Here is a 22,781-nt window from a genome sequence, read left to right on the forward strand (position 1 = left end):
GCCCGAAGGCGGCGCGCAGCCCACCTGCCGGGACCGGGCACTCCCGGGGGCAGTCGAACTCCACGGGGTCGCCGTCCAGCCAGCCGACGGCGGCCGGCCTCCGGCACCCCGGGCAGGTCTCCCAGGTCACCCGTTCGCTCACGATCCGCACTCCTCCACCGCCGCCGGTCGGGCGGCCGGTCCGCCCGCGTGCTGCACGACCCGCGTGCGCCGGGGTCCCCGACCCGTCCCCGCCAGCCTCGGACGACCCGCCCCCGAGGTCCAGCACGCGTCGTCGAGGGGGGCCATCGACGGAGCCGATGACCCCGGGGCCGGTATCGGCATGTCTGCCGATACCGGTCAGTCCTCCCTCCCGCGTGCAATGGAGACCCCGCCCGGGCCCGGTGCGGTGGACGCACCGCGACGAGGGAGGCAGCGTGAAGGCAGTGGTCTACGAGGGGCCGCGGCAGGTCAGCGTCAAGGACGTACCGGACGCGCGGATCGAGCGGCCCACCGACGTCCTGGTGCGGATCACCTCGGCGAACATCTGCGGCTCGGACCTGCACATGTACGAGGGGCGGACCGACTTCGAGCCCGGCCGCTGGTTCGGGCACGAGAACCTGGGCCAGGTGGTCGAGGTCGGCGACGGGGTCGACAAGGTGCAGGTGGGGGAGTACGTCGTCCTGCCGTTCAACATCTCGTGCGGACACTGCAAGAACTGCGAGCGCCAGCTCACGAACTACTGCCTGACCGCGCAACCCAAGAAGGAGTGGGCCGGCGCCGCGTACGGCTTCGCCGACATGGGCCCCTACGGCGGGGGCCAGGCCGAGCTGCTGCGCGTGCCCTGGGGTGACTTCAACTGCCTGCGGCTCGGGGAGGACGCCGAGCAGCGGCAGACCGACTACGTGATGCTCGCCGACATCTTCCCGACCGGGTACCACGCCACGGAGATGGCCGGTGTGCAGCCCGGTGACCAGACGGTCATCTACGGCGCCGGACCGGTCGGGCTGATGGCCGCCCTCTCGGCCACCATCCGCGGGGCCAGCAAGGTGATGGTCGTCGACCGGCACCCCGACCGGCTCCGGCTGGCCGAGTCGATCGGCGCGATCGCCATCGACGACTCGAAGGTCGACCCGGTGCAGGCCGTCCTCGACGAGACGATGGGGCTCGGCGCGGACAACGGCTGCGAGTGCGTCGGCTACCAGGCGCACGAGCCCGACGGGCAGGAGCAGGCCAACCTGACGATGAACCGGCTGGTCGCCTCGGTGCGCTTCACCGGGAAGATCGGCAACGTCGGCGTCTTCGTGCCCCAGGACCCCGGGGCCAGCGACGAGCTGGCGAAGCAGGGCAAGCTCGCCTTCGACTACGGCATGTTCTGGTTCAAGGGCCAGCACATCGGCAGCGGCCAGGCGCCGGTCAAGAAGTACAACCGGCAGCTGCGCGACCTCATCGCCGCGGGCAAGGCCGAGCCGTCGTTCATCGTGAGCCACGAGCTGCCGCTGGACCGCGCACCAGAGGCCTACGAGCACTTCGACAAGCGCGACGAGGGCTGGACGAAGGTCGTCCTCCACCCGGCGATGGCAGGAGCGTGACATGGCAGGCGAACTGAACGGACGGCGAGTCGCGATCCTGGCGGCCGACGGGGTCGAACGCGTGGAGCTCGAGCGGCCCCGTCAGGCCCTGGAGGACTCAGGGGCGCGGACGGACCTGCTGTCGATCCACGACGGGGAGATCGCGGCACGCGACCACGACCTCGAGGACGCCGGCACCTTCGGCGTGGACAGGCTGGTCGGGGCGGCGTCGGTCGACGACTACGACGCGCTGCTGCTCCCGGGCGGCACGGTCAACCCCGACCAGCTGCGCATGAACCCGGCCGCCGTGGGCTTCGTGCGCGACTTCGTGGACTCCGGCAAACCGGTGGCCTCCATCTGCCACGGGCCGTGGAACCTCGTGGAGGCCGACCGCGCACGCGGCCGCCGGCTGACCTCCTGGCCCAGCGTGCGCACCGACCTGCGCAACGCCGGGGCCGAGGTGGTCGACGAGGAGGTCGTCACCGACGGCAACATCACGACGAGCCGGTCACCGGACGACCTACCGGCCTTCTGCGAACGCATCGTCCAGGAGTTCGCCCGGGCCCCACAGCCCGCCACCGCCGGAGGCCGGGCATGACCACCTCGATCGGGAACGTGGCGTCCGTCGCCGCCCGCGCCGGCGGGAGCGTCGTCCGCCAGGTGCGGTCGGCCATCGACCCGTCCGCCGCCCGGCCGGCCGGCGCGGGTCAGCCGGCGTCCGGGTGGCTCTCGGTGACCGTGTTCCGGGAGCCGTCCGACGTCGACACCGCGGCGCTGCCCGCCCCGCTGGCCGAGTTCGGCGACCGGATCGAGGTCCGCGTCCGCCCGGCCCCCGGCGGCAAGGGCACCGAGCTGGCGGTCCGGCTGCGCGACCGGCCGTCGGGCACCGCCGCGAGCCGGCTCACCGGCAGTGACCCGCAGGCCGACCTGCGGTCCGCGCTGCGCCGCGCCAAGCAGCTCATCGAGGTGGGCGAGGTCCTCGCGGTCGACCCCGCACCGCACGGCAGACGGACGGCGACCCCCGGCGGCGCGCTGCTGGAGGCCTGGACCAAGGTGGCTCCCAAGGCAGGTGTGCGATGAAGGCGGTGACCTGGCGGGGCGTCAACGAGGTCGGGGTGGAGGACGTCCCGGAGCCGAAGATCCTCAACGACCACGACATCATCCTCGAGGTCGGCCTGTCGGTGACCTGCGGCTCGGACCTGCACCTGCTGGGCGGCTACATCCCCGCGATGCGCGCGGGTGACGTGCTCGGCCACGAGTTCATGGGCACGGTGGCCGAGGTCGGCAGGAACGTCACGAAGCACAAGGTCGGCGACCGGGTCGTGGTGGTCTCCTTCACCAGCTGCGGGCAGTGCTGGTACTGCAAGCAGGAGCTGTGGTCCCTGTGCGACAACGGCAATCCCAACCCGGGGATCACCGAGGCGCTGTGGGGTCAGGGGATCGGCGGCTGCTACGGGTACTCCCACGCGCTGGGCGGCTACGCGGGCAGCCACGCCCGCTACATGCGGGTGCCCTACGCCGACCAGGGGGCCTTTCCGATCCCGGACGGCGTCTCCGACGAGCGTGCCCTGTTCGCCTCCGACGCGGCTCCGACCGGCTGGACCGGAGCGCACCAGGCGGAGGTGAAGCCCGGTGACGTCGTCGCGGTGTGGGGCGCCGGCGGCGTCGGGCAGATGGCCGCGCGCAAGGCGATGCTCATGGGCGCCGAGCGGGTCGTCGTCATCGACCGGTTCGACAACCGGCTCGCCCAGGTCCGTACCCACATCGGGGCGGAGACCCTGGACTACGAGGAGGTCGACGTCCCCGCCGAGCTGCGGGAGATGTCCGGCGGGCGCGGACCGGACGTGTGCATCGAGGCGGTGGGCATGGAGGCGCACGGCAACGGCCCGCAGTACCTCTACGACCAGGTCAAGCAGCAGTTGCGGCTGCAGTCGGACCGGCCGACCGCCCTCCGGGAGGCCATCTACGCCTGCCGCAAGGGCGGCACGGTCTTCGCCCTCGGCGTGTTCGGCGGCCTGGTGGACAAGTTCCCGATGGGGGCGGTGATGAACAAGGCGCTGACCCTGCGCGGCGCCCAGCAGCACGGGCACCGCTACATCCCGGAGATCCTCGACCTGATGGCCCGGGACGAGGTGAGGACCGAGCACCTCGCCACCCACGTGATGTCGCTCGACGACGGGCCGAGGGGCTACCGGATGTTCAAGAACAAGGAGGACGGGTGCGTCCGGGCCGTGTTCCGCCCGGGTGCATGAGGGGCCTGCGGGCCCACCGGTCCCGGCCCCGGCGCCGCCCCGGCGCCGGGGCCGGGCCCCGGCCGTTCCGGTGCCGGGCCGGCAGGTGACGGCGGCAGGCGACAGGACGGCGGTGGCGGCGGCGCCGCGGACGACGATCCTGTCGTGGCGCCGCCTGCTGGTCTGTCTCGGCGCAGGCCTCCTCGCGGCCGGGGTGGTCGTGTTCGCCGGCGTCCCCGAGCTGGCGGTCCTCGTCGGCTGGGCCGTCGCCGCCGCCAGCCTGCTGTTCTGGGTCTGGCGGATCAGCTGGCCGCGCGACCCGAGGGGGACCAAGCAGCTGGCCGAGGAGGAGGGCCGGACCCACGTCACCGACACGGTCGTCCTCGTCGCCGCGGTGGCCAGCCTGGCCGCCGTGGCGGAGGCGCTCGTCCGGTCCGGCACGCAGGACGCCGTCGGTGTCGCCACCGTGGTGCTCGGCGTCCTGGTGGTGATCCTGTCGTGGGCGCTGGTCAACACGGTCTTCGCCCTCAAGTACGCGCGCGGGTACTACTCCGGCGGGGACGGCGGCATCGACTTCGGGCAGCGGGAACCGCCTGCCTACAGCGACTTCGCCTACGTCGCGTTCACCGTGGGGATGAGCTTCGCGGTCCCGGACACGCAGATCGCGGACACGTCCATCCGCAAGGTCGCCCTCGGGCAGGCCCTGCTGTCCTACCTGTTCGGGACCGTCGTCATCGCCGTGGCGGTCAACCTCGTCACCAACCTGGGGCAGTCGGGATAGGTGCCGCGGCCGGCCCGCGCAGCCGGGGACCGGAGGCGCCCTGCGCGCTCACCGGAGCCCGGTCCCTGCCGGACGGCCCAACGCCGGCGGGATGCGCAGCCCGGTGCGCAGGGCGCGCGTGGCAGCGGCGGGGAGATCCGGGGCGTCCAGGGCGACCCGGGCCCGGCGGAGGGCCTCGACCGCGGTGCCCGGGTCGACGTGGAGAGCCGCGGCGAGCGCGGGGACCTGCGTCGTGCCGACCACCAGGTGTCCCAGGACCCGGAGGTCGAGGGGGGTCAGGCCGCGCAGGTCCCCGGGGGAGGACAGCAGCACCGCGGCCGACAGGTGGTCGAGGTCGGGGAGCGCGCACTCGAGGGCGGTGACCCGGGCCAGCCGTTCGCCGTCCGGGCCCGCCACCGGGGCGAGGAAGGCGGTGTGGGAGCCACCGGCGGACAGCTCGTCCGCGGCCGCGGTGAGGACCGGCGAGTGGCGGGCCAGCAGGCGGTCGTCGGGCAGCCCGGGCAGGGGCAGGACGTCCCCGCCGCGGGTGAGCACCACGCCGGCCGCGGCGGCCCGCACGATCCTGGCGGTCGCGGCGATCTCCTGCGCCCGGTCCAGGTCGTCCGCGATCACCTTGGTGACGCCGGCGAGGACCCGCCGGCCGGCCGGGCCGGGGCACGCCGGGTCCTCGGCGAGGAGGCTGAGGAAACCCACGTGCCGCCCGGTGGAGGCGAACAGCGCCCCGGCCACGCCGCCACGGAACCCGGCCGGGAGCAGGTACTCACCCCACGCGGAGATCTCGGGCAGGGGCGCGGGCAGCTCGCTGGCCAGCACCGGGTCCTGCAGGCGGTTGAGCCCGAGGTGCTCGAGCTCGGCGTCGGCCCCGGGGGACCGGAAGTAGCGGTGCAGGGGTTCGGCCGGGCCCGTGGTGGCCAGAGGGACGTGCCGACGGCGTTCGGGATCGCGGACGGCGAGCCAGCCGGCGTCGAAGGACAGGATCCGGCCCAGGGCCCCGAGGACCTCCTCGGCGCGCCGGGTCAGGCCCGCCGCCATCGTGCCGACGTCGGCCAGCTCCTCCTGCAGGCGCACCAGGGCCGGGTCGCAGTCGGTCACCGTTCCTCCCCCGGGGCGAGCGACGACGCGTCGATCCCCGCCACGTCCGGACGCGCGACCGCGTTCTCCGGCATGAGCGACCTCCGGCACGGCGACGTGCCCGCCCGGGCACCGGCTCCACCCGGGCGATGGGCCTCCCAGTCTGGCAGGCGCCGGCGTGCCGACCCATCGGCAACTCGGCCGATTTTCGCTCGCGGCCGGGTCGGGCACCCCCGGGGGGTGCTGGACGTTCCGAGCCGGTGGACGGAGGTGGTCGCGAGTGGAGCTCAGGCAGCTGGAGTACTTCCTGGCGGTGGTCGAGGAGGGCTCGTTCACCCGCGCCGCGGCGCGGTTGTTCATGGTCCAGTCGAGCCTGTCGGCGTCCCTGCTGGGACTGGAGAGGGAGCTCGGTACCGACCTGTTCATCCGCGGTCGCAAGGGGGCCGAGCTGACCGACGCGGGCCGGGCCCTCCTCGAACCCGCCCGCGCGGCGCTGCACGACGCCGAGCGGGCCCGTGACGCCGTCGCCGAGGTCGCCGGCCTGCTCCGCGGGTCCGTCCGCGTCGCGACGGTGGCCGTGCCCAGGGACGTCGACGTGTTCGAGACGATCGGGCCCTTCCACGAGCGGCATCCCGGGGTGGCGATCACCGTGCTCCACGACGGCGCGCGCGACCTCCTCGGCCTGGTCGCCGACGGCGACGCGGACTTCGCCATCACGCCGCTGACACACCGGACGACGCCCGCCCTGCGCTTCGACCCCCTGCTCAGCACGCCGCTGGTCCTGCTCTGTCCACCGACGCACCGGCTCGCGGGAGCCCGGGACGTGGACCTCGGTGACGTGGTCGACGAGAAGCTGATCGACCTGCCGCGCGGGTGGTGGGTCCGCGAGCTGTTCGACCGGATGTTCGCCGAGCGCGGCCTGCCCCGCCGCGTCCGGCTCGAGGTGGACGAGTGGTTCGGCGTCCTGACGCTGGTGCGCCGCGGGATGGGCATCGCCTGCGGCCCGCTGGCCTGTGTCGACGAGACCCTGTCCGGGGACGTCGCCGTCGCCACCCTCGGCGGTGCGCCGACGTGGCAGGTCGGCATCGCGACCAGGGAGGAGGCGCTCCGGGGGGCTGCCGGTCGCGCGTTCCTCAACGCCTACCGGGATCAGTGCCGGGTGCGCGTCGGGGACTGATCCGCCGCCCGGGCCCGCTGCCGGCCACCGGCGGCCATCGCCCGGGCCGATCGGCCCCATCGACGCCGCGTGCCGTCGTCGGGTGGGACACCCCCCTGCGGCGACCGATACTCGAGAGGTCGCCGCACGACGCGCCGGCCGCTCCCGTCCGGCCACCGCACGACGATCCTGGAGGCCGTGATCGCCGCTCCGAGCCACGGCGCTCCCGTCCACGGCCGCGTCACCCGGATTGCGGAACAGGGTCAACCGGAGAGGTCGATCCGCCGATACGCCGACGTGGTCCTCGGGTCGGCTCCCTCGTCGTTGCACAGCAGCGTCTACGACGCGCTGTTCGTCCACGGTCTGGACGGGGTGCTGATCACCTCGGCCTACGGGTGCGTCCTCGGCGCGAACGGGCGGGCCTGCGAGCTGCTCGGCCGGACGGAGGTCGAGCTGGTCGGGCTCGGCCCGGACGGGGTCGTCGACCGGCGCGATCCCCGGTGGAGGGAGGCGCTCGGGATCCGGGCCCGGGACGGGGCGTTCCGCGGTGTGCTCCGGCTGCGCCGCGGCGACGGGTCCACGTTCCCCGCCGAGGTCACCACCGCTCCCTTCGCCGACGGGGGCTCGCCACGGGCGTACGTGTCCTTCCGGGACGTGAGCACGGCGGAGGCCGAGGCCGCGCGGGCGGAGGCGACCACGCGGACGGCGGCCGAGGTGATCGACAGCCTCGAGGCCATCAGCGACATGTACATCGGCGTCGACGCCGACTGGCGGATGACCTACATCAACGCGCAGGCCGAGGCCCGGCTGGGCCTCGCCCGCGACGAGGTCGTGGGCGAGGACATCTGGGCCCGCTTCCCCGCACTGGTCGGCACTCCGTTCGAGCAGACCTACCGCCAGGTCGCGCGCACCGGACGGTCCGCCACCCTGGAGGCGCGCTACGACGAGGCGGACCTGTGGTGCGAGGCCCGCGTGTACCCGCTGCGCCGCGGCGGGATCGCCGTCTACTTCCGGGACATCTCCGAGCGGCGGGCCAGCGAGCAGGAGCGGGAACGCCTGTTGACCGCCGAGCGGGCGGCCCGCGCGGCAGCGGAACGGGCGCAGCGCGACCTGGCCCACCGGGCCACGCACGACGAGCTGACCGGTCTGCTCAGCCGCGCCGGGCTGCTGCAGGAGGTGGACCGGGTCCTCGCCGGACGTCCGGAGGCGCGGCTCACCGTCGCCTTCCTCGACCTGGACCGGTTCAAGCTGGTCAACGACAGCCTGGGGCACGGCGCGGGGGACCGGCTGCTGAGCGAGTTCGCGCGACGTCTCGCCGCTCTGGCCGGCCCCGCCGATCCGGTGGCCCGCTTCGGGGGCGACGAGTTCGTGGTCGTCCTGGTGGACCGCTCCGCCGAGGAGGCCGGCCGGTTCGCCCAGGAGGTCATCGAGGCGAGCCGGGAGCCGGTCGAGGTGGGTGCGCGCCTGCTCGTTCCCGTCAGCGTCGGCCTGGCCACGGCGCCCGGGCCGGCCGACCTCGACGTCCTGCTCCGGGAGGCCGACGCGGCGCTCTACCGCGCCAAGGACACCGGACGGGAGCGGGCCGTCTGGTTCGACGAGCAGATGCACGTGGACTCGGTGAACCGGGTCGCGATCGAGAACGACCTGCGCCATGCCCTCGACCGCGACGAGTTGCTGGTCGAGTACCAGCCTGCCTTCGACCTCCGGGTCGAGCGGATCTGCCACGTGGAGGCGCTGGTCCGCTGGCGGCACCCCGTCCGTGGACTCGTCGGCCCGCAGGAGTTCATCCCGGTCGCCGAGGAGACGGGGCTCATCCACCGGATCGGCGAGCTGGTCCTGGCCCGGGCCGTCGAGCAGGCCGGCCGGTGGGCCCACGTGCCGGACCTCCGGGTGTGGGTCAACGTGGCACCCCAGCAGCTGGTCGACCGTGAGTTCCCCGCCCGGCTCGCTGCCCGGCTGGACCGTGCCGGGCTGCCCGCGCACCGCCTCGGGATCGAGGTGACCGAGTCGGCGCTGGTCGCCTGTTCCCCGGCGGGCGAGGTGCTGGAGGGCATCCGCGCCCTGGGGGTGGCGATCGCCATCGACGACTTCGGGACCGGCTACAGCTCGCTGGCCCGCCTGGGGGAGTTCCCGGTCGACGTCATCAAGGTGGACAGGTCCTTCGTGCACGACCTCGGGACGCCTCGCGGCGAGGCGTTGGTGGCCGGCATCGTGACGCTGGCGCGGGCCATCGGCGCGCACGTCATCGCGGAGGGCGTCGAGACCCTGCCGCAGCTCACCGCGCTCAGCGCCCTCGGGGTGGACTCCGCCAGCGGGTACCTGCTCGCCCGGCCGTCCGCGCCCGGGCACCTGCCGCTGACGATCCCCACCGAGGCGTCCTTCCGCTGGCGGACCGGCCTGCACCCCGCCGTGGCGCGGGTCCCGGGCACGACCGCGTCGTCGACGAGGCGGTGAGCGCGCCGGCACGAGGTCGGGGTCGGTCCGCTACCCCCGGAGACGCGCGCCGGGCCGGACGCCGGCGTCCGACGTGATGCTGTCCAGTCGCACGGCGGTGGTGACGTCGGCTCCGGACCCGATGCCCTCCGCGTCGGGTGTGAGCGCGGCGGCGACGTCCTCCTCGTCCTCGTAGGCCCGGTGGACGGCGGCGGTCAGCAGCCGCAACTGGCGGTCGAGCGGGGCCTGCCGGTCCGGCGGGGCGACGCTCTTGAGGTCCTGCAGCGCCGCGCACAGCCGGCGGGTCACCTGCGGCGTGGACGCGCCGGCCAGCCGGATCTCGTCGAAGGCGAGCCGCACGTAGCCGTCCCAGGACAGCCTGCGCTCGACCAGCCGGACCACGCCGTCCTCGTCCCGGTGCTCGCCCGGGGGGAGCGGGCGCGCGGCGAGCTGGCGCAGCAGGTCGTGCAGCCGGTGCAGCGCCTGCAAGGTCGTCGTCGGGTCGTCGAACGGTTGGGCGATCGACCGCTCCGCGACGTCGACCAGCTTGCGCAGCCCGTAGGGAGGGTCCTCCGCGTGCACGCGCTCGGCGCCCACGAGGACCAGCCGCGCGACCTCCTCGGGCCGAACCCGCGCGGCCGGCCCGGCGCCGTCCCCCGCCCGCCCGGGACCGGGGTGCACCCGGAACAGCGGTGCCCCGCCCGGCACGAAGTCGCCGACGACGGGCACCAGTTCGAGGACGCAGTCGGCGCGGCGCGCGGCGGCGACCAGTCCGGCGCGGTCGACGCGGACGACGCTGCCCGGCTCCCGCGCGAGGACCACGGCGGGGTCGGCCGCCGCATGGGGTGCCGCCGGGAAGGACGACGCGATGAGGTCGCGGGTGCGGTCGCCGACCAGGTCGATCAGGCCGGTCGCCCGCATGGTCTGCCCGGAGTGGTGCACGAAGAGGACCAGCGTCACGAGGCTGGCGACCATCAGCAGGTGGGCCAGCACCACCGACAGCCCGGGCACGGTGCCGGTGTCCGAACCGCGGACCTCCCGGAGGGTGAGCACGGCGACGACGAACGTCGCCCCGAACAGGCCGATCGCCAGCTGGCTGGACCGGTCGGACAGCAGCGCGCCCACGATCCGCGGGGAGAACTGGCCCATCGCCAGCTGCACCACCACCAGCGTCACGGTGAGCACCAGGCTGGTCAGCGAGGCCGTCGCGGTGGCGAACACCGACAGGGTCGTCTGCGCGTCGCTGGGCGTTCCCGTCACGCTCTGCGGGACCAGGGTGTAGCCCGACCGGCGGTCGAGCCAGAGCGTGCCGAGGGCGATCAGCACGCCGGCCAGGACGCACAGCAGGGGAACGAGCCACAGGCTGGTCCGTACGGCGTACAGGAAGCGGGTGAGGCGCATCGGGCCCCCCGGGGGCGGCGACCGGCGGGCCGGCCGGTGTGGTCGCGCGGGCGTGTTCTCCGCCGTGGCCGGCCGCCCACGGGGGCCGGCGTCCCCTCCATCTCACCCTCCGCCCGGGACCGTGTCGAACCGGCGACGGGTGCGGGAGCCCGTGCCGCCTCCGAAATCGGTCGTCCTGCCGATACGGAGACGGATGCGGCGTGGGTACCCAGGCGGCGAGCCGGTGGGACGCCGCCCGGCGTTCTCCGGCGCCAGATCGCTCGTCGGGCCCCGGCGGTCCTGAGCCGCCGCGGACCGACGTCCAGTCCCCCGGTCGGGCCGGCCCGGCTCCGTGCCGCCGGCCCGGCCGGTGACCAGGGGCGCGTGCACCCGGTGCGTGCGTGCTCCGCCGGAGACCGGGAGGCCGCCTCGGCAGGATGACCGATGGAGATCCCGGCCGGGGACGAGTAGGGCAGTAGGGGACCAGGCCACTCCCGGGACGGACGAGCGATGACCAGCGGATACTTCCCAGGCCCCCAGGGCAGCCCCTTCGACGACTTCTTCGCCCGCTACACGGGCGGCGCCCGCCAGCCCCGCCAGCGCGTCGACATCACCCAGTTCCTCAGCGAGCAGGCCCGGGAACTGGTGAACGCGGCCGCGCGCCGGGCCGCCGAGGTGGGCAGCCCGGACCTCGACACCGACCACCTGCTCTGGGCGATGACCGAGGAGGAGTCCACCCGGCACCTGATCGGCCGTGCGGGCGCCGACCCGGCGCACCTGCGCGAGGAGCTCGACGGCCTCCCTCGTCGCGGCGAGCCGCGCGCGCAGACGCCGGCGCTGACCCCCGCGGCCAAGCGGGCGCTGCTCGACGCCCACCAGATCTCGCGCGCGCTGGGCTCGACCTACATCGGTCCCGAGCACCTGCTGTTCGCGCTGGCGATCAACCCCGACTCGCCCGGCGGGCGGCTCCTGCGCCAGCGGGGTGTCACGCCGGAGGCGCTGCAGCAGGCGGCGGCCGGCGGCGGCGCCGGCGGCGGGCAGGGCGGGGCCGGCCGGCCCGCGTCGAGCACCCCGACGCTGGACGAGTTCGGCCGCGACCTCACGGCGATGGCCCGCAACGGGGAGATCGACCCGGTGATCGGCCGGGAGTCCGAGATCGAGCAGACCGTGGAGGTGCTCTCCCGGCGCCGCAAGAACAACCCGGTGCTGATCGGTGAGGCCGGCGTCGGCAAGACCGCGATCGTGGAGGGCATCGCCGCGCAGATCGTGGAGGGCGACGTCCCGGAGACGCTGCGCGGGCGGCGCCTCATCGAGCTCGACCTCACCGGCCTGGTCGCCGGGACGCGCTACCGCGGCGACTTCGAGGAGCGGCTGAAGAAGGTCATCGACGAGATCCGCGAGCACAGCGATGAGGTGATCGTCTTCATCGACGAGCTGCACACCGTCGTCGGCGCGGGCGCCTCGGAGGGCTCCGGCGGGGCGGGCAACATGCTCAAGCCGGCGCTGGCCCGCGGCGAGCTGCACGTCATCGGCGCCACCACCCTGGAGGAGTACCGGCGCAACATCGAGAAGGACGCCGCGCTGGAGCGCCGGTTCCAGCCGATCCTGGTGGCCGAGCCCAGCGTGGAGGACACCGTGCAGATCCTGTGCGGGCTGCGTGACCGCTACGAGGCCCACCACCAGGTGCGCTTCACCGACGACGCCGTCCGGGCCGCCGTCGAGCTGTCGGATCGCTACATCACCGACCGGCACCTGCCGGACAAGGCGATCGACCTGATCGACCAGGCCGGGGCGCGGGTGCGCCGGCGGGTGAAGACCCCGCCCACGGACCTGCGCGGCCTGGAGCAGGAGGTCGAGCGGCTGCAGCGGGAGAAGGACCAGGCCGTCGCGGCCGAGCAGTACGAGCGGGCCTCGGAGCTGCGCGACCAGCTCACCGGCGCGCAGCAGCGGCTGGAGGAGGCCCGCGGCGGCGGTGCCCAGCCGGGCGTGCCGGAGGTGGGCGTGGAGGACATCGCCGAGGTGGTGTCCCGGGCCACCGGCATCCCGGTCAGCCAGCTCACCCAGGAGGAGATGGCTCGGCTGCTGCAGCTGGAGGAGCGGCTGCACGAGCGGGTGGTCGGGCAGGAGGAGGCGGTCGAGGTCGTCGCGGAGGCGGTGCGCCGCTCCCGCGTGGGCCTGGGTGACCCGGATCGGCCGATCGGCAGCTTCCTGTTCCTCGGTCCCACCGGGGTGGGCAAGACCGAGCTGGCCCGCGCGCTGGCCGAGGCGCTGTTCGGCGACTCCGACCGGATGATCCGGCTGGACATGAGCGAGTTCCAGGAGCGGCACACCGTCAGCCGGCTGGTCGGGTCTCCGCCCGGCTACGTCGGCTACGAGGACGCCGGGCAGCTGACCGAGGCGGTGCGCCGCCGGCCGTACTCGGTGGTGCTGCTCGACGAGATCGAGAAGGCCCACCCCGACGTGTTCAACACGCTGCTGCAGGTGCTCGACGACGGCCGGCTCACCGACTCCCAGGGCCGGACCGTGGACTTCCGCAACACCGTGATCATCATGACCAGCAACCTGGGGTCGGAGCTGATCGTCGGGCGGCGCGGCCCGCTCGGGTTCACCGCCGGGGACGGGTCCGGCGCCGATCTGCGCGACCAGGTGATGCGGCGGCTGCGGGAGTCGTTCCGGCCCGAGTTCCTCAACCGGATCGACGAGATCGTGGTGTTCCAGCAGCTCGACGACACCCAGCTGGAGCGGATCACCGACCTGCTCCTCGACGAGACCCGCCGGCGGCTCCGGGCCCAGGGCATCGAGGTCGAGTTCACCCCCGAGGCGGTGAGGTGGCTCGCCGAGCGCGGGTTCGAGCCCCAGTTCGGTGCCCGCCCGCTGCGCCGGGCGATCCAGCGGGAGGTCGACAACCGGCTCTCCCGGTTGATGCTCGACGGCCGGGTGCGCAGCGGCCACCGGGTGCGTGTCGTGGTCCGGGACGGCGACCTCGACCTCGAGGTGCAGGACGTGCGGGAGGCCGCGTCGGCGTCGGCGTGAGCGGTCGTCCCCGGCGTGCGCGGCGGCCTCGCCGGGGTGCTCCGTCCCCCGCTGGTCAGGGCGACGGCCCCGCAGCCGGTGGCTGCGGGGCCGTCGCGGTCAGACGAGCCCCTCGTTGTGGGGCTCGATGCTCGCCGTGGGATCCACCCCCTCGTCGGCATCCGGCCGGACGGGGCCCTCGCCCGGCTCGGAACCGGAGCCGGCGGCGGTGTTCCGGGACGACCGCTCCGGATCGGTCACGTCAGTGGTCGTCGGCGCCTGACCGATGCGCTTGGCGGCCTCTCCGGTCCCGGTCTCCTCGAGTCCTGACTCGCTCACGACTCCTCCATCCTGTTCGTTCGGTGCCGGTGGTCACGCAGTGGGCTGCAGGGCTCCGGAGGCTCGCGGGACGGCGGACCGACCGGTGACCGCCGGCGAGCCGGCACGGTCGGGGTCCGCGCGAAAGGGGTGCCGGCGGGCGACCAGGGGGCCACGACCACGGGGTGGCCGGTGCCACCGCCGGACCTAGCTCGTCCCGGACACGAGCCGGGCGAACTCCTCGCCCAGTTGGGACAGCACGTCGTCGAACTCGCCCGGCTCGACCGCGTCGCGGGTCGTGGCGAGCACGGCGACCATCCCCTCCCGGGCCTCCGCCTCGGGCAGGCGCGCCATCCGCGCGACCCGTCGGGCGAACTCGTCGGGCCCGAAGGGCTGTGCCTCCGGCTCCGGCGGGATGAGGTCGGCCTTCAGGTCCTCGGGCAGCTGGGCGCGCAGGTCGTTGGCCTCCCCGGCGGGAAGCCGCTCGGCCAGCACGCGCAACGTCGCGTGGACGAGCGTCTCGGTCTCGTCGCGGGGGCGCCCGCCGCGGGCCTGCACGGACGAGACGAAGTCCTCGTACTGCACTGCTCCTCCTCGCGGTCCCTCCGGAGACCGGACGCGTCGGACCGCGCCCGGTGTCCCCAACCTGGGGGATGCCGCCGGGGGAGGCCATCGGCAGACCTGCCGATGTGCGCCCGCCGTCCGGGTGGTGGACGCGGGAGCCGGGTACGGCTCCCGCGACGCCGGACGCGGTGTCGGGCTGCCGTCCTGGGGAGGGCCACCATGCGAGTCGAGGACCTGTCGGGGGAGGACGCCGCGGTCTACCGGGCCGTGGCCGAGGCGGAGACCGGTGCCGGGGCTCCGCACCTGCAGGACATCGCCCGCGGGGCGGGCCTGGACCTCGAGCGGGCGCGGGCCGCCGTCCACCGTCTGCTGCACAGCGAGCCCAAGATCCTGCACGAGGTGCCCGACTCCGGGCCCACCGACCTGGGGCCGACCTACGAACTGGCGCCGCGGACCTGAGCCCGCCGTTCCGGCGGGACCGCAGGACCCCGGCGGGGGCGTGCGCACCGGGCACGGGCCCGCCTCCCCGGCCGCGGCCGCCGGTGTCCGGCGCGCCGTGCGCGGGTCAGCCGTGGGACCCGACCGCGGCGACCGCCGCGTCGATCCGGCGGGCGAGCTCGACGTCCATGTCGGTCACGCGGTCGAGCGACCGCGTCCACACCTCGAAGGTGATCGCGTCCGGCCACCGCTCGACGCGCGCGTGGTGGGTCATGTCCTGCTCGGCGCGGGCGACGGCGTCCCGCAGGGGTCGCTGGCGCTCGGCCGGGAGCACGACGGTGCGCCGCAGCCGGCGTTCGTCGCCCTCCCAGCCCTGCAGGGCGGCCAGAGCACGGTCGATCTCCCGCCGCTCGAGCAGTCGCGGGGTCAGCCCGATCGGCACCCCGGAACCGCGCGGCGGCACGCCCTCGTCGATCGGTGCGAACAGTTCCTCTCCGTCCGGCAGCTGCTGGGCGAGGACCCTGGCCACGTCCGGTTCGGAGTCGGCCAGGGTCGACAGGACCGCCTGGGTGTAGAAGCGGGCCCGCTCGGCCGGGCAGTCGGCCCCGGCGCTCACCGCGGAGACCAGGGCGGCGCCGCTGTCGGGGTGCATCCCCTGGCCCCGGATCTCGGCGGCACCCCGGAGGGAGCCGGGCAGGACCGCGGCCAGCCGGTCGCGGTCGGACTCGTCCAGCGCCGCGGCCACGGCGGCGATGACCGCCTCCACCGCCCGCCGGGCCTCTTGGGTGTCGGCCGCGCCGGCCTGCGCTCCCGCGGCCTGGACGAACGTCGCGTACTGGATCACCGGACTCCTCCTGACTGGTGACGTCCCGTCACCCGTCCCGCCGTCCCCTCGGGCACGCCGGCCCGCTCCGCCGTCGTCCGCGTGTTCGGTGCGTGATCGGTGTCCGCTCCCGGAGACGCCGTCCGGCGCCGGTCGTGGGGATCCCCAGGTCCGCCCGCCGCCTCGGACGCTAGGGCCGGTCCCGGCGCGTGGGCATCGGTCGATCGACCGATCTCTGCCCCGGTCCCGGCCCCGGCATGGCCGCGGGCGTGAGGGGAGGGGGAAGCTGGGGCATGGCCGACCTGACCGGGGTCGCCGGCGTGCTGGCGGCCGATCCGGAGCAGCTCCTCCCGGCGCGGCAGATGATGGCGTTCACCCTCGGCTTCCACATCATCCTGGTGCCCTTCGGCGTGGCTTTCACCGCGATGATGCTGATCGCGAACTGGCGCGGTCTCCGGCGGGACGACGAGGCGGCCCTCGTGCTGGCGCGACGGTGGTCGCAGGTGGCCGGCGTGCTGTTCGCCGTGGGCGCGGTCTCCGGCACGGTGCTCTCCTTCGAGCTCGGGCTGCTCTGGCCGGGGCTCATGGGCCGGTTCGGGGCGGCCTTCGGGATCCCGTTCGCCGTCGAGGGCCTGTTCTTCTTCCTCGAGGCCGTCTTCGTGGCGATCTACATCTACGGGTGGCGGCGCATGCGGCCCTGGCCGCACTTCTGGACCGGCGTCCCCGTGGTCCTGTCCGGGATCGGCGGCACGTCGGCGGTGGTCGCCGCCAACGCGTGGATGAACCAGCCGGACGGGTTCACGCTGGACGACGAGGGGCAGGTGGTGGACGTCCGGCCGCTGGACGTCGTCTTCAACGACGCGTTCGGCTACGAGGCCGTCCACATGCTGCTCGCCGCCTACATGGTCGCCGGCTTCACCATCGCCGGGGTCTACGCGGTGGGCATGCTCCGCGGACGGCGCGACCGGCTGCACCGTCTGGGCCTGGTCATCCCGCTCACCGTCGCGGCGATCGCCACCCCGGTCCAGGTTCTGGTCGGGGACATCGCGGCCCGGGAGGTGTTCGAGAACGAGCCGGCCAAGTTCGCCATGATCGAGGCGCTGCCCGAGACCGGCACCCGGGTGCCCGAGGTGCTCGGCGGGGTGCTCGTCGACGGGGAGGTCCGCTACGGCATCGGGATCCCGCTCGGCGCGTCCCTGCTGGCCGGGCTGGATCCCGACACCGAGATCCAGGGACTGGACGCCATCCCCGAGGAGTACCGGCCGGCGGACCGGCTGGTGAACACCGTGCACATCGCCTTCCAGGTGATGGTCGGCATCGGGATGGTGCTGCTGGCCCTGTCGGCCTGGTACGCCTGGCTCTGGTGGCGCCGGCGCCGGCAACCGGACCGGGTGCCGGACAACCGCTGGTTCCTGCGCTGCGTGGCCCTGAGCGGCGTGCTGGCGATCATCGCCCTGGAGGCCGGCTGGGTCGTGACCGAGGTGGGCCGGCAGCCGTGGATCGTCGTCGGGTACCTGCGCACCGCCGAGGCCGTGACGACCACCGGCAACGTCTGGCTCTTCTGCGGGGCCACCGTCGCGCTGTACGCAGCCCTGGCGCTGGGCACCTTCTTCGTCCTCCGGCTCCTCCGGCACCGCTGGCGCGAGGCCGGCGAGCTCGCCGAGGACGACGATCCGGGTGGGGAGGGCGACGTGCCCTACGGGCCGTCCCGGGCACGGTCGGGCACCCCGGCGTGAGCACCGTCGCCGCCGTCGTCCTGTTCACCGGGGTGATCGCCTACGCCGTCCTGGGGGGAGCCGACTATGGCGCGGGCTTCTGGGACCTCACCGCCGGGGGAGCGCAGCGGGGCCGTCGTCCGCGCCACCTGGTCGACGAGTCGCTGGCGCCGGTGTGGGAGGCCAACCACGTCTGGCTCGTCTTCTGCCTCGTGATGCTGTGGACCGGCTTCCCCGCGGCCTTCGCCGCGATCATGACCACGCTCTACGTCCCGCTCGGGCTGGCGGCGCTGGGCATCGTCCTGCGCGGTGCGGGCTTCGCCTTCCGCAAGGTCATGGTGCGCACCGACCAGCAGCGGGTCACGGGCGCGGCCTTCGCGCTGTCCTCGGTGGTGGTCCCGTACTTCCTGGGGGCGGTCGCCGGGGGGATCGCGTCCGGGCGGGTCCCGCCCGGCGGGCAGGGCGACCCCCTCACCAGCTGGGTGAACCCGACCTCGGTGCTCGGCGGCGTGCTCGCCGTCCTCGTGTGCGCCTACACCGCGGCCGTGTTCCTCACGGCGGAGGCCCGGCGGCACGAAGACGCCGACCTCGAGGCCTGGTTCCGCCGGCGGTCGCTGGCCACGGCGGTCGTCACGGGGGCGGTCGCGCTGGCCGGCCTGTTCGTCCTGCGGGCCGACGCGCCCAGGCTGCTGGACGGGCTGCTGTCCCGTGCCCTGCCGCTGGTCGTGCTCTCCGGCGTCTGCGGCCTGACCGCGCTCCTGCTGCTGCGCCGGGCCGCCCCCCGGGTCGTCCAGATCCTGGCGGTGGGGGCCGTCGCGGCCGTGGTCGGTGGCTGGGGCGTCGCCCAGTACCCGGACCTGCTCGGCACGCACACCACCATCGCCGAGGCCGCCGCACCCGCGCCGACCCTCTGGGCGCTCACGATCGTCGCGGCGGCCGCCCTGGCCATCGTGGTGCCCGCCATGGCGCTGCTGTTCGTGCTGGCCCAGCGCGGCAGCCTGGACACCTCCCACTGAACCGGCCGCGCGGGCCGGCGGCACCCCCGGGAGGACGGCCTCGTGTCCCGGCGACGCCGTCTCCCGGGGGCTGGGACACTCGGGACCGGAGACCACCCATCGCGTGTACGCCGGCCCGGGCCCGACGACGAGCTCGCGGCGATGGCCGAGATCCTGTCCGAGATCAATCCCGGCGTGTGCCCGTGGGGCACCCGGGAGCCGAGTCCGTAGGGAAGACCGCAGCTCAGATGCCGAACCACCTCGCCGCAGTCCTCTTCGACATGGACGGCACCCTCGTCGAGTCCGAGCAGCACTGGGGCGAGGCGCTCTTCGGCCTGGCCCGCCGGCTGGGCGGCGAGCTCAGCGAGGCCGCGCGCGAGGCCACCGTCGGCACCAGCATGGCCACCTCCATGCGCATCCTGCAGGCCGACCTCGGCATCGCGCGCACGCCCGAGGAGACCGCAGCCGACATCGCCTGGGTGGAGGACGCGGTGGCCGGCCTGCTCGCCACCGAGCTGCACTGGCGGCCCGGCGCGCGGGAGCTGCTGGCCGGGGTCCGCGCCGCGGTGCTGCCCACGGCCCTGGTGACGACGACGCCGCGCCGGCTGGCCGAGCTGGTCATCGCGCAGGTCGAGGCGGCCTTCCCCGACGTGCCGCCGTTCGACCTCACCGTCTGCGGCGACGAGGTGCCCGCGCGCAAGCCCGACCCCGCGCCCTACCTGCAGGCCACCGCGGCGCTGGGCGTCGACCCGGCGGACTGCGTCGTGGTCGAGGACTCCGCGGCCGGGGTGGCGGCGGGGCTGGCCGCGGGCTGCGCCGTCCTGGGCGTGCCGTCGCTGCAGCCGCTCGCCCCGGCGCCGGGCCTGGTCCTGCGCGACACGCTCACCGGGATCGGCGTCGCCGACCTCGAGCGGCTGGTCCTCGACCGGCAGGCCGCCGCGCCGCGCGCCTGAGGGCTCAGGCCCCGACCTCCCGGCCGCGGGACACCACCAGCCGCACCCGCGGCAGCGCCGCGACGTCGGCCGTGGGGTCGCCGTCGACGAGCAGCAGGTCGGCGTCGCGGCCCGGTGCCAGCCGGCCGGTGCGGCCGGCGAGGCCGCACGCGTCCGCCGCGCCGCCGGTCGCCGTCCGCAGGGCGTCGACCACGGGCACCCCGCCGGCCACGAGCGACCGCACGGCCTCCGGCAGCAGCCCGTGCGGCTTGCCCGGGGCGATGCCGGCGTCGACGCCGCTGACCAGCCGCACGCCGGCGCGGTGCAGCCGGGCGGCCTCCTCGGCGCGCGCCTGCTCGGTCATGCCCAGCCGGTCGATGACCGCCCGGACCCGCGGTGGTGGCTCGATCCCCGGCGCCAGGCCCAGGGTCGGGCAGACGACGGTGCCCGCGCGGGCGAGCTGCCCGGCCAGCGCCGGCGGGACGCCCCAGCCGGTGGCGGTCATGCCGCTGCAGTGCTCGATGCCGTCCACCCCCGCCGTCAGCACCTGCCGGACGGCGCCGAGGGCGTGCGCGTGCGCGGTGACCGGCAGGCCGAGCCGGTGCGCCTCGTCGACCACGGCGCGCACCTCGGCCGAGGTGAACTGGCAGGCGGCCATGTCCGTGCCTGCCGTCATCGCCCCGCCGCTGGCCATCAGCTTGACCACCCCGGCGCCGCGCTCGGCGCGCTCGCGCACGGCGGCCCGCAGGGCGTCGGCGCCGGTGGCCGCCCCGCCCATCGCGGCGCAGTGGCCGCCGGGCGAGGTGATCGGCGGCCCGGAGGCGACCACGGTCGGGCCGGGGCCCGGCGCGCGCCGGACGACCGCCCAGCCGACGTCCCCGAGGTCCCGCACCGCCGTGACCCCGGCGGCCAGGTGCCGGGCGAGCGACGCGCTCACGACGGCGTCGACCTGCTCCCGGGACAGCTCGGCGAGCTGGTCGAGCGCCCGCGGCCCGGCGTCCCCGCACAGGTGCACGTGCGCGTCGACCAGCCCGGGGAGCAGCGTGGTGCCGCGCAGGTGCGTGACCGGCACGTCCGCGGGCGGCGCGGCCGAGGCCGGCTCCACCGCGAGGATGCGGCCGCCGTCGACGAGGACGAGCGCGCCGTCGCGCAGGACGCGGTCCCCGTCGAAGGCGCGGTCGGCCCGGTAGGCGCGCACGTCGGCCTCCTCGGTGCCGGGGGAGGAGCCCGATGCTGGGGCGCGGGCGCCGCCCGGTCGAGGGGACCCGGCGCGTACCGGTGGGTCAGCCGGCTCCGGTGAGCACCCGCGCGCCGGCCGCGGACACGGTGAGCGCGCGGGGGAGGGCCGCCACGCGCGCCACCCAGCCCTCGGCCAGGGCCGCCCGGAGCAGCGCCGCGCCCAGGGCCCCGCCGAGGTGGCTGCGCCGCTCGGTCCAGTCCAGGCAGGTCCTGACCAGGGGACGGCGGCCCGGGGGCTCCTCGCCGCCGCACACCTCGCCGCCGCACACCTCCGCGAACCAGCGCCGCCCGGCGGGGGTCACGATGAGCCCGTCGCGGGTGGCGAGCAGGCCGCGCCCGACCAGGCTGTCGAAGACGGTGACGCCGAGGCGCCCGGCCAGGTGGTCGTAGCAGGTGCGCGCCTCGGCCAGCCGGGCCTCGGCCCGCACCGAGCGCAGCGACGCCGGCCGCGCCCGCTCGCCGGCGAGCGCGCCGAGGTCCTCCAGCGCCGCGGCCACCTCCGGCCCGGCCAACTGCACGTACCGCGACCGGCCCTGCCGCCGCTCGGCCAGCACCCCGGCGGCCACCAGGGACGTCAGGTGCTCGCTCGCGGTGGACCGTGCGACGCCGGCGTGCCGGGCCAGCTCCGCCGCCGTCCACGCCCGGCCGTCGAGCAGCGCCAGGCACATCGACGCGCGGGTGCGGTCGGCCACCAGCCCGGCGACGCGGGCGATCGAGTCGGGGGACAGGGGCACCCGGGCATCCTGGCGCAGCCCGCCGACGGTTCGGTCCCCGCCGAACACCGCCCCGGCCAGGCTGGGCGCATGCCACCGCTGCCCTCCGCCGTCCTCGAGGACCCGCGATACCGGGTTCCCGCCGCGTCGCCCGCCGACACCGGCCTGGCCTGGCTGCGGTCGCAGGTGCCGCGCTTCTGCGACGGTCCGGAGCACACCCGGCGCCGCGGGGCGGTCGACGCGCTGCTCACCGCCGTGACCGTTATCCCCAACTTAGCCGCCGACCCGACGGTCGCCCTGCTGGAGGCCTGCGGCCTCCCGGCCGGTTGCCGGGACGACGTCGCGCTCGTGGCGGCGGCGTACCAGCCGCACGCGCCGCAGTCGCCGGACGCCGACGCCGCGCTCGAACGGCTGGTAGCCGCCTGCGGCGGGCGCGGGAGGACGACGGCGGCGCGGCTGTGCCTGCTGGTGCAGGCGCACGCGGCGATGGAGGCGCTGGTCGCGCAGCTGCGCACCGGCGCGGCCGGGCCGCCGGTGCCGGTGACGCGGCGGGTGGCGCCGGACGGGACGACGGTGGAGGTGGACCTCGCCGATGCGCCGTTCGGCCGCGGGCCGCACGCCTGCCCGGGCCGGGCGCTCGCCGAGGCGTGGGCGGAGGTGCTCGCGTGAGCTTCGCCGACCTGCACCGGGGCCCGCGGCCGCTGCTGCTGCCCAACGCCTGGGACGTCGCCTCGGCGCTGGCCCTGGTCGCCGACGGCCACCCCGCCGTCGGGACGACCAGCCTCGGCGTGGCGGCGGCCGCGGGGATCCCGGACACCTCCCGGGCGGGGCGGGCCGCCACCGTCGGCCTGGCCCGGGCGCTGGCGCGGCTGCCGGTGCCGGTCACGGTCGACCTCGCCGACGGCTTCTCCGACAATCCTGCCGAGGTCGCCGCGCTGGTGGCCGGGCTGCCGGCGGCCGGGGTGAACCTGGAGGACAGCACCGGCGGGCGCCTGGTCGACCCGGAGCGGCACGCGGCGAAGGTGGCCGCCGTCGCCGCGGCGGCGCCCGGCGTCTTCCTCAACGCGCGGGTGGACACGTACTGGCTGGAGGAGGAGGCCGACCTCGACACCACCCTCGACCGGGCACGCCGCTACGTGGCCGCCGGCGCCGACGGCGTCTTCGTGCCCGGCCCGCTGGGCGAGGCGGAGGTCGCCGCCCTGGTCGCCGAGCTGCCGGTCCCGCTCAACGTCCTGGCCGGGACCCTCCCGCTGCCGCGGCTGGCCGGGCTCGGCGTGCGCCGGGTGAGCACCGGCTCACTGCTGTTCCGGGCCGCCCTGGACGCCGCGGTCGCCGTCGCCGCCCGCCTGCGCGACGGCGAGCCCGCGCCGGCGGCCACGCCCTACGCGGAGGTGGACGCCCGCACCGCGACGCTCGGCGCGTGACCCGGC

General features: G+C 75.6%; 21 protein-coding genes. 14 read left to right on the forward strand and 7 right to left on the reverse strand.

What is annotated here, in order from left to right; genetic code table 11:
• The first annotated feature begins 416 nt into the window (after nucleotides 1–416).
• The 5 genes from FN207_RS12020 to FN207_RS12040 all read left to right on the forward strand — a co-directional run bounded on the left by FN207_RS12020 (nucleotide 417) and on the right by FN207_RS12040 (nucleotide 4,562).
• Nucleotides 417–1,571, forward strand: a complete 1,155-nt coding sequence (locus tag FN207_RS12020; protein WP_142458749.1) for a glutathione-independent formaldehyde dehydrogenase — start codon at nucleotides 417–419, stop codon at nucleotides 1,569–1,571.
• 1 nt (nucleotide 1,572) lies between these two features.
• Nucleotides 1,573–2,148, forward strand: coding sequence for a type 1 glutamine amidotransferase domain-containing protein (locus tag FN207_RS12025; protein ID WP_142458750.1), 576 nt, complete (start codon nucleotides 1,573–1,575; stop codon nucleotides 2,146–2,148).
• Entirely contained in the window at nucleotides 2,145–2,630 is a 486-nt protein-coding gene (locus FN207_RS12030) for an SRPBCC family protein (RefSeq protein ID WP_142458751.1), read from the forward strand. Before FN207_RS12025 ends, FN207_RS12030 begins: the two co-directional genes overlap by 4 nt.
• Complete coding sequence (locus FN207_RS12035) at nucleotides 2,627–3,802, forward strand: zinc-dependent alcohol dehydrogenase (protein ID WP_142458752.1); 1,176 nt, start codon at nucleotides 2,627–2,629, stop codon at nucleotides 3,800–3,802. The genes FN207_RS12030 and FN207_RS12035 overlap by 4 nt, the downstream gene beginning before the upstream one ends.
• A 112-nt stretch (nucleotides 3,803–3,914) precedes the next feature.
• On the forward strand, nucleotides 3,915–4,562 hold the full coding sequence (locus FN207_RS12040; protein WP_246066002.1) for a DUF1345 domain-containing protein: 648 nt from the start codon (nucleotides 3,915–3,917) through the stop codon (nucleotides 4,560–4,562).
• 48 nt (nucleotides 4,563–4,610) lie between these two features.
• Here FN207_RS12040 and FN207_RS12045 read toward each other — a convergent pair whose 3' ends face one another.
• Nucleotides 4,611–5,654 (reverse strand): helix-turn-helix transcriptional regulator, encoded by a 1,044-nt coding sequence (locus tag FN207_RS12045; protein ID WP_142458754.1) that lies wholly within the window; start codon nucleotides 5,652–5,654, stop codon nucleotides 4,611–4,613.
• Nucleotides 5,655–5,913: 259 nt separating this feature from the next.
• Here FN207_RS12045 and FN207_RS12050 point away from each other — a divergent pair, with 259 nt between their 5' ends.
• The gene (locus FN207_RS12050; protein ID WP_142458755.1) at nucleotides 5,914–6,810 is read left to right on the forward strand and encodes a LysR family transcriptional regulator; all 897 of its coding nucleotides are present in this window, start codon (nucleotides 5,914–5,916) and stop codon (nucleotides 6,808–6,810) included.
• A gap of 276 nt (nucleotides 6,811–7,086) precedes the next feature.
• Nucleotides 7,087–9,243, forward strand: coding sequence for a putative bifunctional diguanylate cyclase/phosphodiesterase (locus FN207_RS12055; RefSeq protein ID WP_142458756.1), 2,157 nt, complete (start codon nucleotides 7,087–7,089; stop codon nucleotides 9,241–9,243).
• Nucleotides 9,244–9,273: 30 nt separating this feature from the next.
• Here the strand turns inward: FN207_RS12055 and FN207_RS12060 are convergent, their stop codons facing one another.
• On the reverse strand, nucleotides 9,274–10,623 hold the full coding sequence (locus FN207_RS12060; RefSeq protein WP_142458757.1) for a DUF2254 domain-containing protein: 1,350 nt from the start codon (nucleotides 10,621–10,623) through the stop codon (nucleotides 9,274–9,276).
• 489 nt (nucleotides 10,624–11,112) lie between these two features.
• Between FN207_RS12060 and FN207_RS12065 the strand changes: the two genes are divergently transcribed.
• The gene (locus FN207_RS12065) at nucleotides 11,113–13,635 is read left to right on the forward strand and encodes an ATP-dependent Clp protease ATP-binding subunit (protein ID WP_142458758.1); all 2,523 of its coding nucleotides are present in this window, start codon (nucleotides 11,113–11,115) and stop codon (nucleotides 13,633–13,635) included.
• A 99-nt stretch (nucleotides 13,636–13,734) separates the two neighbouring features.
• Here FN207_RS12065 and FN207_RS12070 read toward each other — a convergent pair whose 3' ends face one another.
• The gene (locus tag FN207_RS12070; protein WP_142458759.1) at nucleotides 13,735–13,953 is read right to left on the reverse strand and encodes a hypothetical protein; all 219 of its coding nucleotides are present in this window, start codon (nucleotides 13,951–13,953) and stop codon (nucleotides 13,735–13,737) included.
• A gap of 186 nt (nucleotides 13,954–14,139) precedes the next feature.
• On the reverse strand, nucleotides 14,140–14,517 hold the full coding sequence (locus tag FN207_RS12075) for a DUF2267 domain-containing protein (protein WP_142458760.1): 378 nt from the start codon (nucleotides 14,515–14,517) through the stop codon (nucleotides 14,140–14,142).
• 198 nt (nucleotides 14,518–14,715) lie between these two features.
• On the opposite strand from FN207_RS12075, the gene FN207_RS12080 reads away from it, so the two are divergent.
• Nucleotides 14,716–14,955, forward strand: coding sequence for a hypothetical protein (locus FN207_RS12080; protein ID WP_142458761.1), 240 nt, complete (start codon nucleotides 14,716–14,718; stop codon nucleotides 14,953–14,955).
• Between the two features lie 106 nt (nucleotides 14,956–15,061).
• Here the strand turns inward: FN207_RS12080 and FN207_RS12085 are convergent, their stop codons facing one another.
• Nucleotides 15,062–15,778, reverse strand: a complete 717-nt coding sequence (locus FN207_RS12085) for a DUF2267 domain-containing protein (RefSeq protein ID WP_142458762.1) — start codon at nucleotides 15,776–15,778, stop codon at nucleotides 15,062–15,064.
• Nucleotides 15,779–16,050: 272 nt separating this feature from the next.
• On the opposite strand from FN207_RS12085, the gene FN207_RS12090 reads away from it, so the two are divergent.
• The 3 genes from FN207_RS12090 (at nucleotide 16,051) to FN207_RS12100 (ending at nucleotide 19,420) form a co-directional block, all read left to right on the forward strand.
• The gene (locus FN207_RS12090) at nucleotides 16,051–17,493 is read left to right on the forward strand and encodes a cytochrome ubiquinol oxidase subunit I (RefSeq protein WP_142458763.1); all 1,443 of its coding nucleotides are present in this window, start codon (nucleotides 16,051–16,053) and stop codon (nucleotides 17,491–17,493) included.
• Nucleotides 17,490–18,488: a cytochrome d ubiquinol oxidase subunit II gene (locus tag FN207_RS12095; RefSeq protein WP_142458764.1), complete on the forward strand. Its 999-nt coding sequence runs from the start codon at nucleotides 17,490–17,492 to the stop codon at nucleotides 18,486–18,488. Before FN207_RS12090 ends, FN207_RS12095 begins: the two co-directional genes overlap by 4 nt.
• A 227-nt stretch (nucleotides 18,489–18,715) precedes the next feature.
• A complete protein-coding gene (locus FN207_RS12100; protein ID WP_221888161.1) occupies nucleotides 18,716–19,420 on the forward strand; it encodes an HAD family hydrolase in 705 nt (234 codons plus the stop codon).
• 4 nt (nucleotides 19,421–19,424) lie between these two features.
• On the opposite strand, the gene FN207_RS12105 is transcribed toward FN207_RS12100, so the two are convergent.
• Together FN207_RS12105 and FN207_RS12110 are read right to left on the reverse strand one after the other, a co-directional pair.
• Nucleotides 19,425–20,597, reverse strand: coding sequence for an amidohydrolase family protein (locus tag FN207_RS12105; protein ID WP_142458765.1), 1,173 nt, complete (start codon nucleotides 20,595–20,597; stop codon nucleotides 19,425–19,427).
• Nucleotides 20,598–20,682: 85 nt separating this feature from the next.
• Nucleotides 20,683–21,372: an ArsR/SmtB family transcription factor gene (locus FN207_RS12110; protein WP_142458766.1), complete on the reverse strand. Its 690-nt coding sequence runs from the start codon at nucleotides 21,370–21,372 to the stop codon at nucleotides 20,683–20,685.
• A gap of 69 nt (nucleotides 21,373–21,441) precedes the next feature.
• Between FN207_RS12110 and FN207_RS12115 the strand changes: the two genes are divergently transcribed.
• Together FN207_RS12115 and FN207_RS12120 are read left to right on the forward strand one after the other, a co-directional pair.
• The gene (locus FN207_RS12115; RefSeq protein WP_142458767.1) at nucleotides 21,442–22,020 is read left to right on the forward strand and encodes a hypothetical protein; all 579 of its coding nucleotides are present in this window, start codon (nucleotides 21,442–21,444) and stop codon (nucleotides 22,018–22,020) included.
• The gene (locus tag FN207_RS12120) at nucleotides 22,017–22,775 is read left to right on the forward strand and encodes an isocitrate lyase/PEP mutase family protein (protein ID WP_142458768.1); all 759 of its coding nucleotides are present in this window, start codon (nucleotides 22,017–22,019) and stop codon (nucleotides 22,773–22,775) included. Before FN207_RS12115 ends, FN207_RS12120 begins: the two co-directional genes overlap by 4 nt.
• The last annotated feature ends 6 nt before the right edge of the window (nucleotides 22,776–22,781 follow it).

Origin of the sequence: Geodermatophilus aquaeductus, from assembly GCF_900182545.1 — a bacterium.
GTDB lineage: Bacteria > Actinomycetota > Actinomycetes > Mycobacteriales > Geodermatophilaceae > Geodermatophilus > Geodermatophilus aquaeductus.